Here is a 15,752-nt window from a genome sequence, read left to right as displayed (position 1 = left end):
CTGGGATCAGATCGCGACTTTATACACAGGGCAAAAACGACGCTACGGTTGTTCTTTGGATAACTACGGGTTAATACGAGCTTTTAACCAGAGTTATCCACACCTGTTCGCGCGATCTTTAATCGTTTTTGAGTAAATTTTTCCATTCACCCAACCAGATCTCGGCCGGATCTTCCGGAATGTCATGATCGAGGATGTTGATCTTGAGCGTTTCACCCAGCTGTTTCGCTCCGCAAGCAGTAACAGCGGCTTCGACTTTCTCTATTGCCCCGCAAAAGGTGTCATATTCACGACTGCCGATCCCCACTGCGCCAAAACGGACGTTTGACAGGTCGGGCTGCTGTTCCAGCAGTTCGTCATATAAAGGTTGCAGGTTATCCGGCAGATCGCCCGCGCCGTGCGTGGAGGTGATCAGCAGCCAGACCCCGTCAGCCGGGAGATCTTCAAGCAGCGGCCCGTGCAAGGTTTCTGTCGAAAAGCCCGCATCTTCCAGCTTTTCAGCCAGATGTTCCGCTACGTATTCCGCACCGCCAAGGGTGCTGCCGCTGATAAGGGTAATGTCCGCCATTGATCGCTCGCTCAGATAAAGAGGGAATCATTGTACGCTGTGAACGAGCTGGGATCTACCTGTGGAAAATGTGGGAATGAAATTGCCCGATCACGGGCGGATGGTACGCATGATCGGGTTTTGCAGGGAGATCAGCGTCTCGGTGGACTGAATTTCATCGATTGTTTGGATCTTGTTGATAAGTACCTGCTGGAGGGCATCGATGGATCGGCACATCACCTTTATAAAGATGCTGTAGTGCCCGGTGGTGTAGTACGCCTCGGTGACTTCATCGAGCGCGTTCAGCTTTGCCAGCGCGGAGGGGTAGTCTTTTGCGCTTTTAAGAATAATGCCGATGAAGCAGCAGACGTCGTAGCCCAGCTGTTTCGGGCTGACGTCAATGCGCGCGCCGGTAATGATCCCTGCCTGCTTCATCTTCTCTACGCGAACGTGAATGGTTCCCGGGCTGACGCCAAACTGTTTCGCCAGTTCGGCGTAGGCTGTACGGGCATTGGCCATTAAGGCCTCCAGGATGCCGCGGTCCAGATTGTCGATCTGATAATTTTCCATAGCTTTTTCTTATGAAGATTAATGAATACGTCTATTCTAGCGCCTTATTTTAACGAATCAAAAGTGAAGGCGGCTTTTTGTTGATGGGTTATTGAATTAAGTGCCTGTTCTGTTGCTTAATCATTACCAACAGGAAGCAGGAGTATAAATAATGAAAACCGCTTACATCGCAAAACAACGCCAGATCAGTTTCGTAAAATCCCATTTTTCCCGCCAGCTGGAAGAGAAGCTTGGTCTTATTGAAGTTCAGGCGCCGATCCTTAGCCGCGTGGGTGACGGGACGCAGGATAACCTGTCTGGATGCGAAAAAGCGGTACAGGTGAAAGTGAAAACACTGCCAGACGCACAGTTCGAAGTGGTTCATTCACTGGCGAAGTGGAAGCGTCAAACCCTGGGACAACACGACTTCAGCGCGGGCGAAGGGCTCTACACGCACATGAAAGCCCTTCGCCCCGATGAAGACCGTCTCTCCCCCATTCACTCTGTCTACGTTGACCAGTGGGACTGGGAGCGCGTAATGGGAGATGGCGAGCGCCACGTCGGCACGCTGAAATCCACCGTTGAGGCGATCTACGCCGGGATCAAAGCAACCGAAGCGGCCGTGAGCAAAGAGTTTGGTCTGGCACCGTTCCTGCCGGATACGATCCACTTTGTCCACAGCCAGGAACTGCTGAGCCGCTTCCCGGATCTTGATGCCAAAGGCCGCGAGCGGGCGATCGCCAAAGAGCTGGGCGCGGTTTTCCTGATCGGCATCGGCGGTAAACTGTCTGATGGCAAACGTCACGACGTTCGTGCGCCGGATTATGATGACTGGAGCACCGCGGGCGAAAGCGAATATGCCGGTCTGAACGGCGATATTCTGGTGTGGAACCCGGTTCTGGAAGATGCGTTTGAACTCTCTTCTATGGGGATCCGCGTGGATGCAGACGCGCTGAAGCGCCAGCTGGCGGTGACCGGTGATGAAGATCGTCTGAAGCTGGAGTGGCATCAGGCGCTGCTGCGCGGTGAAATGCCGCAGACCATCGGCGGCGGTATCGGGCAGTCCCGTCTGACCATGCTGCTGCTGCAGCTGTCCCATATCGGTCAGGTGCAGTGTGGGGTCTGGCCGCAGCAGGTTCGTGAAAGCGTCGATTCTCTTCTTTAATTAACGCCGCCAGCGTCTGAGCAGGCGGCTACGCAACCCGGTATCAAAGCGCCAGATATGATCGAAGATGCGCATGATGCCGGGTTTTCCATGTGCGGACATCGCAACGGCATGGAAACGGTGCTGATGCACCCGCTGCAGCTCCTTCACTTTATTTACCACATCATCCGGCAGCCGCTGGGCAATGAAATCTGAAATCACCACCGCGTCAGCGTCGTACCAGTCGCCGCCCTGCATACGCTCTACAATGCTGCGAAAACAGCTGGCCAGATCGGTGCCGCCGCGAAAACGCTGGCTTAAAAAGCGGATGGCCTGCTCGATGCCCTGCTGGTTCGTCAGCTCATAGCCCACGACTTCGCTGGAGAAGAGCATGATAAAGCAGCGACGGCGATCGGCGAGCGCCACGCGCATCAGCGCCAGACAGAACGCCTTTGCACACTGCTCGTTAAAGCCGCCCATTGAGCCGGACGTATCCACGCAAACAATAAACGGCCCGCGCGGCTGTTCATCAAAATCCTGATGAACGACCGGGCGCTGGCTGAGCTTCTCGCGCCAGGCTTCGCCGTGCAGCCGGTAGGTGAGTAACTGCTTTTCCACCAGCCGACGGTAAAACTCATACTCCAGTTCGGTCATTCCCAGCGTGCTTAGCTCCGTGGGCAGCAGGCGCAGGATGTCGTCGCTTTGCTGGAGTCCGTCGACCTGTTCCGGCACGGTGGCCGGTTCGCGTACCAGGGTGCGGAAGGTTTCCATCGGTGCATCCTTCTTTGGGACCGATTTGGCCTCCCTGGACCGACCCAGCTGTTCCGCAAGCTTCATCAGCTCCGGCTGCTGGGTCAGAAAGTCGCCGTACTTCACGATCAGCTGATAATCCCCGCGCCGCAGCTGCCCGGCGCTCATGTCCCAGAGGCGGCCGGCGGCGTTTTCATTTTCTACCAGCACCTCTTCGAGCTGGCCGCTCAGCGTCATGCGTTCCTGGACTTCGCTGAGCAGCTGCTCGCGCTCTTCATCCAGCAGCTGCTGGTTCAGCGTGGTGGCCTGGACGACCAGACTCAGGCGCCAGCGCTGCAGGAAGAGGGTATGCAGCGCCGGGGTAAAGGTGGCATTTTCCGTGACCAGCGTTCTGGCCTGGCTGGCAAACGGAGAATGGACTTTATCGAGCAGCGTCAGGGTTTGCGGGATCTGGACGATAAACTGCGGCGTCGATAGCCGCTGACACTGCTGATAGGCTGCGACTTCCTCCGTCAGTTCGGGCGGGACTTCCGTCTCCTTAAACCGCTGCCGCAGGTTGTCGCGCCAGCGCGGGAGATCGTCCGTCATCGCCTTTTTGAGCTTTGGGAATTTTTCAAAAAAAGCCGCCAGCTGCGGCGTGGCAAGCAGGGTAATAACGACCTCTTCGATCAGCCCTTCCTCGCTAACCGCCAGCATGACATTGAGCGTGTCCAGCGTTAGCATTGACGCGCCTGTTTGATCTGCGCGCTGACGTCCTGCAGGCTGGCTTCAATACGGCCTAGCCAGTCGCTATGAATAAAGAGGCATTTTTGCTGCTCGCTGAAGCGGGTATGCTGCTGATGCCATTCGGTATCCAGCGCTTCCAGCTGCTGTTTAATCTCTTCCGGCACGCTGTCCGAGGCGGTGCCGGGTAGCGCAAGACGCGATCCCTGAAGGCTGACGTCGCGGATCACCAGATGCTGACTGCTGTCCACTTCCATATTCAGCGGCTGCGCGAAACCGATGCCGTTGAGCTTGCCGCGGATCTCCCCGCCCTTATCCAGCCACTGCGCCAGCGGCTCGCGCTCAATCGTAATGTGCACCACCTGCATATCATGCAGCTTGAGCGGCTGCTGGAGCAGCAGCGTCAGCGTCGTGCCGGTCAGATCGGCGGGTAGCTCGTAATGCGGTTTGCGGGCGAACATGCCGCCCAGTCGATTCACTTTTAGCGCGGTTTTATCGCTTTGTTGCTGCTGGAGCTGAATGCGCCGTTGGGCAATCGCCCCCAGCTGGTTGAGCATCGCCTGCTGCCCCCAGGCGTGCCCGGTCATCAAAACGTCCAGCTGCTGCTGCATCAGGTTCATGCCTTCCGCGTCGTGCCAGAGGCAGTCTTTTAGCAGGATCAGATCGATAGGGGCGACCGCGTCGCGACCGCTGAACAGCGCGCTGGCCTGGAGCAGACGGATCGCTTTTTTCCAGCGCCGGTCCGAGACATACGGAGCGGAAGGCAGGGAATCAAGCTGCTGGCGCAGCATGAAGATCAGTTCAAAGACGGCATCGGGCAGTTTAATTTTGCCGATCTCATCCTGCCAATGATGGTACTCCTCGTCCGTCACCTGCAGTGACGGCGCCACCGGGTTTTCGTTCTCATCCTGCTGGCTCACCAGCATGGAGCGGAAGTTGGATTTATCCTGTACTTTATCCAGCCACAGGCGGATCAGCATACGGTCATACAGCGCTTCCAGGCTGCTGTCGGCTTCGGGCAGTTCGTTTGACGCGGCCACCAGCAGGCGCATGGGAATTTTCTCTTCACTGGCCCCGTTGCGGAACCGACGTTCGTTAATCGCCGTCAGCAGGGTGTTCAGAATGGCCGGGCCGGCTTTCCAGATCTCATCGAGAAAGACGATTTCCGCTTCCGGAAGATAGCCCGCCGTCAGACGCTCATAGCGCCCCTCGTCCTTCAGTGCCTGAATAGAAAGCGGGCCGAAAACTTCTTCAGGGGTGGAGAAGCGCGTCATCAAATATTCAAATGCGCGGGCGTTCTGAAAAGCGAACTTCAGGCGGCGTGCGATCAGACTCTTGGCAATGCCCGGCGGTCCCAGCAGAAACACGCTTTCACCGCTTAACGCCGCCAGCAGGCAAAGGCGAATGGCGTGGCTACGCTCGTAAAGGCCTTTCTCCAGCGCGCTGCTGAGGCGGGAAATTCTTTCTGCTAATAAATGTGAGTGAGCCATAATAGTTTTGCATCCTTTCGCCGTTGTGGCGGCCAATTGAAGCGAGTATAGACGTTTCAGTCTGGGCTGGTAATAGGCTGAAGTGCGGCGCAATTTTCTTTGCGCTACATTAATGCGGTTGCATTTAGGGGTACGATTTTGCAATGAATCGTGCATACTGTGCGCTTTTTGTGGACCAAGGGACAGGAACACATTTGTTATTTAAACGAAAAGACTAGTCTATGAGCACTGATAATAAGCAATCATTACCCGCAATAACGCTTGCGGCGATCGGGGTTGTCTACGGTGATATCGGCACCAGCCCGCTTTATACGCTTCGTGAATGTCTGTCCGGCCAGTTTGGCTTTGGTGTTGAGCGCGATGCCGTGTTTGGCTTCCTGTCCCTCATCTTCTGGCTGCTGATCCTGGTCGTTTCCGTTAAATATCTCTCCTTCGTTATGCGCGCTGATAACGCGGGCGAAGGCGGTATCCTGACCCTGATGTCCCTTGCCGGTCGCAATACCTCGGCCAGAATGACGTCCGTGCTGGTGATTATCGGCCTGATAGGCGGCAGTTTCTTCTATGGGGAAGTGGTGATAACACCAGCTATCTCAGTGCTCTCGGCGATTGAAGGGCTGGAGATTATTGCCCCGCAGCTTGATACATGGGTTGTCCCGCTGGCAATCATCGTGTTGACGCTGCTGTTCATGATCCAGAAACACGGCACCGGGCTGGTGGGCAAACTGTTTGCGCCGATTATGCTGGCCTGGTTCCTGATCCTGGCGGCGCTCGGTTTGCGTAGCATCATCGCTAACCCGGAAGTCCTTCAGGCGCTGAACCCTTACTGGGCGGTGCATTTCTTCCTGGAATACAAAGTGGTTTCCTTCGTGGCGCTGGGTGCGGTCGTGCTCTCCATCACCGGCGTTGAGGCGTTATATGCCGATATGGGGCACTTCGGTAAGCTGCCTATCCGCGTGGCATGGTTTATTGTGGTGCTCCCGTCGCTGGTGCTGAACTACTTCGGCCAGGGCGCGCTGCTGCTCACGAATCCGGAAGCGATTAAGAACCCATTCTTCCTGCTGGCGCCTGACTGGGCGCTGGTGCCGATGCTGATCCTCGCAACGCTGGCGACGGTTATTGCGTCTCAGGCGGTGATTTCCGGGGTGTTCTCTCTGACGCGCCAGGCCGTCCGTCTGGGATATCTCTCGCCAATGCGCATCATCCATACTTCAGAAATGGAGTCGGGCCAGATTTACATCCCGTTCGTTAACTGGCTACTCTACTTTGCCGTTGTGATCGTGATCGTTAGCTTCGAGCACTCCAGTAATCTGGCGGCGGCCTACGGTATTGCCGTGACCGGTACGATGGTGCTGACGTCGCTTCTCTCCACCACGGTGGCGTACCGCAACTGGCACTGGAATAAATTCCTCGTGGCGATGATTCTGGTGGGCTTCCTGTGCATTGACGTGCCGCTGTTCTCCGCGAACCTCGACAAGATTGTCTCCGGCGGCTGGCTGCCGCTGACGCTGGGCCTGTTGATGTTCATTGTGATGACCACGTGGAAGAGCGAGCGCTTCCGCCTGCTGCGCCGCATGCATGAGCACGGTAATTCTCTGGAGGCGATGATCGCGTCGCTGGAGAAATCCCCGCCGGTGCGCGTGCCGGGTACTGCGGTTTATATGTCTCGTGCCCTGAACGTCATCCCGTTTGCGCTAATGCATAACCTGAAGCACAACAAAGTGCTGCACGAGCGCGTGATCCTGCTGACGCTGCGCACCGAAGATGCACCGTACGTTCACAACGTGCGTCGCGTGCAAATAGAGCAGCTGTCCCCGACCTTCTGGCGCGTGGTGGCGAGCTACGGCTGGCGCGAAACGCCGAACGTGGAAGAGGTGTTCCACCGCTGCGGTCTGGAAGGGCTAAGCTGCCGGATGATGGAGACGTCGTTCTTTATGTCGCACGAGTCGCTGATCATTGGCAAGCGCCCGTGGTACCTGCGCCTGCGCGGCAAGCTGTACCTTATCCTGCAGCGTAACGCCCTGCGCGCGCCTGACCAGTTTGAGATCCCGCCTAACCGCGTGATTGAGCTGGGGACGCAGGTAGAGATTTAAGTCTTTGTGCGGCCTGATGCTCTCACCCCGACCCTCTCCCACAGGGAGAGGGCGCAAACATAAAAAACGGTAACCTTGGGGTTACCGTTTTGCATTTACCTCCACTCCATTTCACTTAGCGAAACGTTTCGACGTCGATCACAATTCCGTTACGTCATGGTGGTTTTCTGAACACTCTTGCGTCTACACTCTTGTTAGCGAAACGTTTCGCTAGTGGAGCAAGAATATGAAGAAAGGCACGGTTCTCAACTCAGAAATCTCATCGGTTATTTCCCGCCTTGGGCATACCGATACGCTGGTGGTTTGCGATGCAGGCTTACCGGTTCCGCGCAGCACAACCCGTATTGATATGGCGTTAACGCAGGGTGTTCCTTCGTTTATGCAGGTACTGGAAGTCGTGACGGCGGAGATGCAGGTTGAGGCGGCCATTCTCGCGGCGGAAATCAAACAACATAATCCGCAACTCCACGAAACGTTGCTCAGCCACATTGAGCAACTGCAACAACACCAGGGAAACACCATAGAAATTCGTTACACAACGCACGAGCAGTTCAAACAACAAACCGCAGACAGTCAGGCGGTGATTCGCAGCGGGGAGTGTTCCCCGTATGCGAATATCATTCTCTGTGCTGGCGTCACCTTCTGAGGCCATCATGGACGCATTACTGCAACTCAAAGGGATCGATAAATCGTTCCCGGGCGTAAAAGCCCTCTCCGGTGCGGCGCTGAACGTCTACCCCGGGCGCGTGATGGCGCTGGTGGGCGAAAACGGCGCCGGCAAATCCACCATGATGAAAGTGCTGACCGGGATCTACCAGCGCGATGCCGGTTCGCTCTTATGGCTGGGTAAAGAGACCACCTTTAACGGCCCGAAATCCTCTCAGGAAGCGGGCATCGGCATTATTCACCAGGAGCTTAACCTCATCCCGCAGCTCACCATTGCGGAAAACATCTTCCTCGGCCGCGAGTTTGTGAACCGGTTCGGCAAAATCGACTGGAAAACCATGTACGCGGAAGCGGACAAGCTGCTGGCGAAGCTGAACCTGCGCTTTAAGAGCGACCGCCTTGTGGGCGATCTCTCCATCGGCGATCAGCAGATGGTGGAAATCGCGAAGGTGCTGAGCTTTGAGTCGAAGGTCATCATTATGGATGAACCGACCGATGCCCTGACCGATACCGAAACCGAATCCCTTTTCCGCGTGATCCGCGAACTGAAATCGCAGGGCCGCGGGATTGTCTATATCTCACACCGCATGAAAGAGATCTTTGAGATCTGCGATGACGTTACCGTCTTCCGCGACGGGCAGTTTATTGCCGAGCGCGAAGTGGCGACGCTGACCGAAGATACGCTCATCGAAATGATGGTGGGACGTAAGCTCGAAGATCAGTATCCGCGTCTGGACAAAGCGCCGGGTGAGATCCGCCTCAAGGTGGACAACCTCTGCGGTCCGGGCGTAAATGATGTGACCTTTACCCTGCGTCAGGGCGAGATCCTGGGCGTGGCGGGCCTGATGGGCGCAGGCCGTACCGAGCTGATGAAAGTGCTCTACGGCGCACTGCCGCGCACCAGCGGTTATGTCACCCTCGACGGTCATGAAGTGGTGACCCGCTCGCCGCAGGACGGCCTGGCGAACGGCATCGTCTATATCTCTGAAGACCGTAAGCGCGACGGATTAGTGCTGGGCATGTCGGTTAAAGAGAACATGTCCCTGACCGCGCTGCGCTATTTCAGCCGCAGCGGGGGCAGCCTGAAGCATAAAGACGAGCAGCAGGCGGTCAGCGATTTTATCCGTCTCTTCAACGTTAAAACCCCGTCGATGGAGCAGGCGATTGGCCTGTTGTCCGGCGGTAATCAGCAGAAAGTGGCGATTGCCCGCGGACTGATGACGCGCCCGAAAGTGTTGATCCTCGACGAGCCAACCCGCGGCGTGGACGTGGGCGCGAAGAAAGAAATCTATCAGCTGATTAACCAGTTCAAGGCCGACGGTCTGAGCATCATTCTGGTCTCTTCCGAGATGCCAGAGGTATTAGGCATGAGCGATCGCATTATCGTCATGCATGAAGGGCATCTCGGCGGTGAATTCACTCGCGAGCAGGCCACCCAGGAAGTTCTGATGGCTGCCGCTGTGGGCAAGCTTAATCGCGTGAATCAGGAGTAAGAAGATGACTACCCAGGCTGTTTCTGGTCGCCGCTATTTCACAAAGGCATGGCTGATGGAACAAAAATCGCTGATTGCCCTGCTGGTGCTGATCGCGATTGTGTCGACCATGAGCCCGAATTTCTTCACCGTGAATAACCTGTTCAACATTCTGCAGCAGACGTCGGTGAACGCCATTATGGCGGTCGGCATGACGCTGGTGATTTTGACCTCGGGTATCGATCTGTCCGTCGGTTCCCTGCTGGCGCTCACCGGCGCGATCGCCGCTTCGATTGTTGGCATTGAAGTCAACGCGCTGGTGGCCGTTGCTGCGGCCCTGGCAGCTGGCGCGGCGATTGGCGCCGTAACCGGCGTGATTGTGGCAAAAGGCCGCGTTCAGGCGTTTATCGCTACGCTGGTGATGATGCTGCTGCTGCGCGGTGTGACCATGGTTTACACCAACGGCAGCCCGGTCAATACCGGCTTTACCGATAACGCGGATCTGTTTGGCTGGTTCGGTATCGGCCGCCCGCTGGGCATTCCAACGCCGGTCTGGATCATGGCTATCGTCTTCCTGGCAGCGTGGTACATGCTGCACCATACCCGTCTTGGCCGTTATATCTATGCGCTGGGCGGTAATGAAGCGGCAACGCGCCTGTCCGGTATCAGCGTTAATAAAGTCAAAATTATCGTGTACTCCCTGTGCGGCCTGCTGGCCTCCCTGGCGGGCATCATCGAAGTGGCGCGCCTCTCCTCCGCGCAGCCGACGGCGGGTACGGGTTATGAGCTGGATGCCATCGCGGCAGTGGTTCTGGGCGGTACGAGTCTTGCGGGCGGTAAAGGTCGCATTGTTGGGACATTGATCGGCGCACTGATTCTCGGTTTCCTGAATAATGGTTTGAATTTGTTAGGTGTTTCCTCCTATTACCAGATGATCGTTAAGGCAGTGGTGATTTTGCTGGCGGTACTGGTAGACAACAAAAAACAGTAACTGACGACACTACAGGACATCTTAGATATGAACATGAAAAAACTGGCTACCCTGGTTTCCGCTGTCGCGCTGAGCGCAACCGTAAGTGCTAACGCCATGGCGAAAGACACCATCGCGCTGGTTATCTCCACGCTGAACAACCCGTTCTTCGTCTCCCTTAAGGATGGCGCGCAGAAAGAAGCGGACAAGCTGGGCTACAACCTGGTGGTGCTGGATTCTCAAAACAACCCGGCGAAAGAGCTGGCGAACGTTCAGGACTTAACCGTTCGTGGTACCAAAATTCTGCTGATCAACCCAACCGATTCTGACGCCGTAGGTAACGCCGTGAAGATGGCAAACCAGGCGAAGATTCCGGTGATTACCCTGGACCGTCAGGCGACGAAAGGCGACGTGGTCAGCCACATTGCTTCTGATAACGTGCTGGGCGGTAAAATCGCGGGTGACTACATTGCGAAGAAAGCCGGTGAAGGCGCGAAAGTTATCGAACTGCAGGGGATTGCCGGTACGTCCGCAGCCCGTGAGCGTGGTGAAGGCTTCCAGCAGGCTGTAGCGGCGCATAAATTCAACGTGCTGGCGAGCCAGCCGGCAGACTTCGACCGTACTAAAGGTCTGAACGTTATGCAGAACCTGCTGACCGCGCATCCTGACGTGCAGGCAGTGTTCGCCCAGAACGACGAAATGGCGCTGGGCGCGCTGCGTGCCCTGCAGACCGCAGGTAAATCTGATGTGATGGTTGTCGGATTTGACGGCACGCCGGATGGTGAAAAAGCGGTAAATGATGGCAAACTGGCTGCGACCATCGCTCAGCTGCCTGAGCAGATTGGCGCGACTGGCGTGCAAACTGCCGATAAAGTGCTGAAGGGCGAAAAAGTTCAGGCCAAATATCCGGTTGACCTGAAGCTGGTCATTAAGCAGTAAAAGGCGATTCAGGCAGTCGCTGGCTGCCTGAGGGACACCAAATAAAAGAAAAGTGTGGCATACGCCACCGGGTAACACCGGTGGCGCTCTCAGATGGACAGCTCAACCATGAAAACCGCAGGCAACCTCGTCGTCCTTGGCAGTATCAATGCCGATCACATTCTTAACCTTGAAACTTTCCCGACACCGGGCGAAACCGTCACTGGCAATCAGTACCAGGTCGCGTTTGGCGGTAAGGGCGCAAATCAGGCCGTCGCCGCAGGACGCAGCGGAGCGAATATCGCCTTTATCGCCTGCACGGGCGATGACGACACCGGTGAGCGCGTACGTAAACAGCTGGCAAGCGACAACATCGACATTGCGCCGATCAGCGTGGTTGCAGGGGAATCTACCGGCGTAGCGCTGATTTTCGTCAACGCGGAAGGTGAGAATGTCATCGGTATTCATGCGGGGGCTAATGCTGCGTTAACGACAGAACGCGTCGACGCGCAGCGCGAAATTATCGCTGGCGCGGAAGCCCTGCTGATGCAGCTGGAGTCGCCGGTTGAAAGCGTGCTGGCCGCCGCGAAAATTGCGCATGAAAATCATACCACTGTCGTACTTAACCCGGCCCCAGCCCGTGTATTATCAGACGAGCTGCTGGCGCTGGTGGACATCATTACGCCGAACGAAACTGAAGCCGAAAAGCTGACGGGCATTCGCGTTGAAAATGACGATGATGCCGCGCGTGCGGCGAGAGTGCTGCATGCAAAAGGCATCGGCACCGTTATCATTACTCTTGGCAGCCGTGGGGTGTGGGCAAGCGTCAATGGCGAAGGGCGTCGCGTGCCGGGCTTTAAGGTCAAAGCCATTGATACTATCGCGGCTGGAGACACCTTTAACGGTGCGCTGGTGACGGCGCAGCTGGAAGGAAAAGCGATGGATGATGCCATCCGCTTTGCGCATGCCGCCGCCGCGATTGCGGTGACGCGCAAAGGCGCACAGCCTTCCGTTCCGTGGCGCAAAGAGATCGATGAATTCTTAAGTCAGCAGGGGTAACGTTTGGCTACGATGAAAGATGTCGCCCGCATGGCGGGCGTTTCTACTTCGACTGTCTCTCACGTTATTAATAACGACCGCTTCGTCAGCGAGGCGATTCGGGAGAAAGTCGAAGCCGCAGTAAAAGATCTCAACTATGCGCCGTCGGCGCTGGCGCGCAGTCTCAAGCTCAACCAGACGCGCACCATCGGTATGCTGATCACCGCCAGTACCAACCCTTTTTATTCTGAACTTGTTCGTGGCGTAGAGCGCAGCTGTTTTGAGCGTGGCTACAGCCTGGTGCTGTGCAATACCGAAGGCGACGAGCAGCGCATGAACCGCAATCTGGAAACGCTGATGCAAAAACGCGTCGACGGGCTGCTGCTGCTCTGTACCGAAACGCACCAACCCTCGAAAGAGATCATCCAGCGCTATCCCTCTATTCCCACGGTGATGATGGACTGGGCGCCCTTCGACGGTACCAGCGATCTGATTCAGGATAACTCCCTGCTGGGCGGCGATATGGCGACTCAGCATCTGATCGATAAGGGCCATACCCGCATCGCCTGCATTACCGGCCCGCTGGATAAAACCCCGGCGCGCCTGCGTCTGGAAGGATATCTCTCCGCAATGGAGCGGGCGGGGCTTGTCATTCCTGATGGTTACCGAATCACCGGTGATTTCGAGTTTAACGGCGGTTTCGAGGCAATGCAGACGCTGCTGGCGCAAGAGCCTCGCCCGCAGGCGGTGTTTATCGGTAACGATGCGATGGCGTTTGGTGCCTATCAGGCGCTTTATCAGGCGGGACTGCGCGTTCCGGACGATATGGCTATCGTGGGCTACGATGATATCGAACTGGCGCGCTACATGACGCCGCCGCTGACGACCATTCATCAGCCAAAGGATGAACTGGGTGAGCTGGCCATTGATGTGTTGATCCACCGAATGGCGCAGCCCACGCTGCAGCAGCAACGTCTGCAGCTTACTCCTGTTCTGATGGAGCGGGGTTCGGTTTAGCCTTTGCCTTGTGGCGCTCTTTGATCAGGTTGCGGCCGTCTTTCGGTTTTAACAGCATAAAGACCAGCGCCGACACCACGGTAAGCGCGCCCATGGTGATAAAGGTATAGTGGAACTGTTCAACGGTATTTGTGCTATCGAACCCTTCATAAAACCGCAGTACGGCCGCACTGACGGCAACGCCAAGACTAATCGATAACTGTTGCGTGACCGCCAGTACGCTGTTGCCGCTACTTGCGTTCTCGTCGGTCAGGTCCGCAAGGGTTATGGTGTTCATCGACGTGAACTGCGTTGACATCGCCATCCCCAACACAAACAGCGGCAGGATCAGCATCCAGACCGGCAACGCCGCGGATTGCAGCGAGAACTGCGCAATCATCAGACCGATAAAGACCGTCACGCCAACCAGCGTTTTACGATAGCCAAACCAGCGCAGTACCTGCGTGACCGTTGATTTCGCCAGAATGGAGCCCATTGCCGTGGGCGCCATCATGCAGCCGGCAATCAGCGCCGGGTAGCCGAACCCCACCTGCAGCATCAATGGCATCAGGAACGGTACGCAGCCCGTGCCCAGACGTGAGGCAATATTGCCCGCGATCCCGACGGAAAAAGTTCGGGTGTTAAAGAGAGATAAAGAGATAAGCGGTGTCGGGTGACGACGCGCATGACGTATATAAAGAAGGAACAGCAGAATACCGCTGAAGATGACGGCGAGTGCCAGCCACGTTTCAACGAGCTTCTCGCCAATGAGCTCCATCCCACTGGAGAACAGCACCAGGCTCAGGCCAAACAGGAAAAAGCCGCCCATATCGAAGCTGCGCCTGGGCGTGGTGAAGTTCGGCATATATTTGCGGGCATAGATCAGCCCTGCCACGCCAATCGGAATATTAATCAGGAAAATCCAGTGCCAGCTTGCCCAGGTAACCAGTACCCCCCCGAGGACCGGGCCAAGTATTGGGCCAACCAGCCCCGGCATGGTGACAAAGTTGAGCACGGGGAGCAGTTCGCTGCGCGGGTAGGCACGCAGCAAGGCGAGGCGCGCCACCGGCATCATCATCGCGCCGCCAATTCCCTGCAGTACGCGAAAGATAACCAGCTCCGCTAATGAAGTGGAGAGCGCGCAGGCCAGTGAACCGAGCGTAAAGAGCGTTACGGCCAGCATGAAAACTCTGCGGGTACCGAAGCGATCGGCCAGCCAGCCGCTTACCGGGATCAACATCGCTACCGTGAGGGTGTAGCTGATGATGGCGGACTGCATTGCCAGCGGGGAGCGGTTGAGGCTTTGCGCAATAGCGGGAAGCGCCGTATTGAGGATGGTGGCATCCAGTGCCTGCATAAAGAACGCCATGGCTGCAATCCACGGCAATCCGGCCATGCTGCGCGCTTTTTTCTCTGTCATTTATTTACCTGCTGGTGAGTTGGTGCGGTCAGCAATGCCTGGCATGCAGTCAGGGCTCGCTGCCCGTCGCTCTCCTGAATGGCATCCACTATCGCCTGATGCAAATCCAGCTTTACCACTTCGTCTTGTGTAATAGAGGTAAAGTAAGTGTGGTACACCGAATGGAATAACGAAGCAAAGGAAGTGAGGAACGGATTGGCGCTCATCATATAGATATGTTCATGCCAGGCCATATCGACCTCAACCCAACGTTCCCGGTTGAAGTGTTTTTTCAGGAACACCATCTCTTCCATTAGTGCGTTAAGCTGCGCTTTCTGCTCTGCTGTCCCGAGCGTGGCGGCAAGCAGGCATGCCTGAGGCTCAAGGCTGCTGCGCATTACCAGAAAATGATCGACGACCTGATGAAAGTTGTCTTCGGTCATCCACCAGGAGAGCAGCTCCTGATCGAGAAAATTCCAGTTATTCTGTGGCATCACGCGCGTGCCAATACGAGGGCGTGGAAGCACCATACCTTTTGCCGTCAGGGTTTTCACCGCCTCGCGAACCGCGGTACGGCTTACTCCAAACTGCTCACCCAGCTCCATTTCACCCGGCAGGATGCTCCCCGGGGCATATTTACCCGCTAAAATCCGCTGCGCCAGCTTTTCTGCCAGCACATAGGACAGATTTTTTTGGGCGGCCAGCTGTTGTGCGCTTAATGGCATCGCTTTTATTCCTTAATGTTTCATGCTGTTAATTATGCCACCTCGAATGTGATTGTGGTTGCAGATACATCAAATAGAACAATTTGTAGCTTGATATCACCGCTATTGGTGAAAAAAGACACGGATAGAAACTTTTTTTAAATTTCCTCTTGTCACTTAAGAATAACTCCCTATAATGCGCCTCCACTGACACGGAACAACGGCACACACGCCGCCGGGTCAGCAGAGAAAAGCAAAATAAACGCTTGACTCTGAAGCGGGAAAGCGTAATATGC

General features: G+C 56.1%; 14 protein-coding genes. 8 read left to right on the top strand and 6 right to left on the bottom strand.

Annotated elements, in window-relative coordinates; translation table 11 throughout:
* Positions 1–118: 118 nt before the first annotated feature.
* The gene (gene mioC / locus OSH03_RS14510) at positions 119–568 is read right to left on the bottom strand and encodes an FMN-binding protein MioC (RefSeq protein ID WP_061096730.1); all 450 of its coding nucleotides are present in this window, start codon (positions 566–568) and stop codon (positions 119–121) included.
* 90 nt (positions 569–658) lie between these two features.
* Positions 659–1,117 (bottom strand): transcriptional regulator AsnC, encoded by a 459-nt coding sequence (asnC, locus tag OSH03_RS14505; RefSeq protein ID WP_008500198.1) that lies wholly within the window; start codon positions 1,115–1,117, stop codon positions 659–661.
* Positions 1,118–1,268: 151 nt separating this feature from the next.
* Here asnC and asnA point away from each other — a divergent pair, with 151 nt between their 5' ends.
* Positions 1,269–2,261: an aspartate--ammonia ligase gene (gene asnA, locus OSH03_RS14500; RefSeq protein WP_061096731.1), complete on the top strand. Its 993-nt coding sequence runs from the start codon at positions 1,269–1,271 to the stop codon at positions 2,259–2,261.
* Here the strand turns inward: asnA and viaA are convergent, their stop codons facing one another.
* Positions 2,262–3,713: an ATPase RavA stimulator ViaA gene (gene viaA / locus OSH03_RS14495; protein WP_253540107.1), complete on the bottom strand. Its 1,452-nt coding sequence runs from the start codon at positions 3,711–3,713 to the stop codon at positions 2,262–2,264.
* Entirely contained in the window at positions 3,707–5,203 is a 1,497-nt protein-coding gene (ravA, locus tag OSH03_RS14490) for an ATPase RavA (RefSeq protein ID WP_266179416.1), read from the bottom strand. Before ravA ends, viaA begins: the two co-directional genes overlap by 7 nt.
* A gap of 221 nt (positions 5,204–5,424) precedes the next feature.
* Between ravA and kup the strand changes: the two genes are divergently transcribed.
* From kup to rbsR, 7 genes are all read left to right on the top strand, one after another.
* Complete coding sequence (gene kup / locus OSH03_RS14485; protein ID WP_061096733.1) at positions 5,425–7,293, top strand: low affinity potassium transporter Kup; 1,869 nt, start codon at positions 5,425–5,427, stop codon at positions 7,291–7,293.
* A 226-nt stretch (positions 7,294–7,519) separates the two neighbouring features.
* Positions 7,520–7,939, top strand: a complete 420-nt coding sequence (gene rbsD / locus OSH03_RS14480) for a D-ribose pyranase (protein ID WP_003862392.1) — start codon at positions 7,520–7,522, stop codon at positions 7,937–7,939.
* A gap of 7 nt (positions 7,940–7,946) precedes the next feature.
* The gene (gene rbsA, locus OSH03_RS14475; protein ID WP_266179527.1) at positions 7,947–9,452 is read left to right on the top strand and encodes a ribose ABC transporter ATP-binding protein RbsA; all 1,506 of its coding nucleotides are present in this window, start codon (positions 7,947–7,949) and stop codon (positions 9,450–9,452) included.
* 4 nt (positions 9,453–9,456) lie between these two features.
* Positions 9,457–10,422, top strand: a complete 966-nt coding sequence (rbsC, locus tag OSH03_RS14470) for a ribose ABC transporter permease (protein ID WP_047360514.1) — start codon at positions 9,457–9,459, stop codon at positions 10,420–10,422.
* A 27-nt stretch (positions 10,423–10,449) separates the two neighbouring features.
* Entirely contained in the window at positions 10,450–11,340 is an 891-nt protein-coding gene (gene rbsB / locus OSH03_RS14465; RefSeq protein ID WP_013099394.1) for a ribose ABC transporter substrate-binding protein RbsB, read from the top strand.
* A gap of 108 nt (positions 11,341–11,448) precedes the next feature.
* On the top strand, positions 11,449–12,378 hold the full coding sequence (rbsK, locus tag OSH03_RS14460) for a ribokinase (protein ID WP_266179526.1): 930 nt from the start codon (positions 11,449–11,451) through the stop codon (positions 12,376–12,378).
* Positions 12,379–12,381: 3 nt separating this feature from the next.
* On the top strand, positions 12,382–13,374 hold the full coding sequence (gene rbsR / locus OSH03_RS14455) for a ribose operon transcriptional repressor RbsR (RefSeq protein WP_266179415.1): 993 nt from the start codon (positions 12,382–12,384) through the stop codon (positions 13,372–13,374).
* Here rbsR and mdtD read toward each other — a convergent pair.
* Together mdtD and OSH03_RS14445 are read right to left on the bottom strand one after the other, a co-directional pair.
* On the bottom strand, positions 13,340–14,773 hold the full coding sequence (gene mdtD / locus OSH03_RS14450) for a multidrug transporter subunit MdtD (RefSeq protein WP_151412279.1): 1,434 nt from the start codon (positions 14,771–14,773) through the stop codon (positions 13,340–13,342). The two genes, rbsR and mdtD, sit on opposite strands and share 35 nt — an antisense overlap.
* A complete protein-coding gene (locus OSH03_RS14445; RefSeq protein WP_061096738.1) occupies positions 14,770–15,477 on the bottom strand; it encodes a FadR/GntR family transcriptional regulator in 708 nt (235 codons plus the stop codon). The genes mdtD and OSH03_RS14445 overlap by 4 nt, the downstream gene beginning before the upstream one ends.
* Positions 15,478–15,752: the final 275 nt, after the last annotated feature.

Source organism: Enterobacter nematophilus (assembly GCF_026344075.1).
Taxonomy (GTDB): domain Bacteria; phylum Pseudomonadota; class Gammaproteobacteria; order Enterobacterales; family Enterobacteriaceae; genus Enterobacter; species Enterobacter nematophilus.
The sequence above is the reverse complement of the archived record's forward strand: the minus strand, read 5'-3'. Positions and strand labels throughout refer to the sequence as shown.

Coding starts and splice junctions, on each gene's coding strand:
- rbsB (WP_013099394.1), top strand. CDS start 10,450: ATGAACATGAAAAAACTGGCTACCCTGGTTTCCGCTGTCGCGCTGAGC.
- rbsA (WP_266179527.1), top strand. CDS start 7,947: ATGGACGCATTACTGCAACTCAAAGGGATCGATAAATCGTTCCCGGGC.
- mdtD (WP_151412279.1), bottom strand. CDS start 14,773: ATGACAGAGAAAAAAGCGCGCAGCATGGCCGGATTGCCGTGGATTGCA.
- rbsK (WP_266179526.1), top strand. CDS start 11,449: ATGAAAACCGCAGGCAACCTCGTCGTCCTTGGCAGTATCAATGCCGAT.
- asnC (WP_008500198.1), bottom strand. CDS start 1,117: ATGGAAAATTATCAGATCGACAATCTGGACCGCGGCATCCTGGAGGCC.
- mioC (WP_061096730.1), bottom strand. CDS start 568: ATGGCGGACATTACCCTTATCAGCGGCAGCACCCTTGGCGGTGCGGAA.
- rbsD (WP_003862392.1), top strand. CDS start 7,520: ATGAAGAAAGGCACGGTTCTCAACTCAGAAATCTCATCGGTTATTTCC.
- rbsC (WP_047360514.1), top strand. CDS start 9,457: ATGACTACCCAGGCTGTTTCTGGTCGCCGCTATTTCACAAAGGCATGG.
- ravA (WP_266179416.1), bottom strand. CDS start 5,203: ATGGCTCACTCACATTTATTAGCAGAAAGAATTTCCCGCCTCAGCAGC.
- asnA (WP_061096731.1), top strand. CDS start 1,269: ATGAAAACCGCTTACATCGCAAAACAACGCCAGATCAGTTTCGTAAAA.
- kup (WP_061096733.1), top strand. CDS start 5,425: ATGAGCACTGATAATAAGCAATCATTACCCGCAATAACGCTTGCGGCG.
- OSH03_RS14445 (WP_061096738.1), bottom strand. CDS start 15,477: ATGCCATTAAGCGCACAACAGCTGGCCGCCCAAAAAAATCTGTCCTAT.
- viaA (WP_253540107.1), bottom strand. CDS start 3,713: ATGCTAACGCTGGACACGCTCAATGTCATGCTGGCGGTTAGCGAGGAA.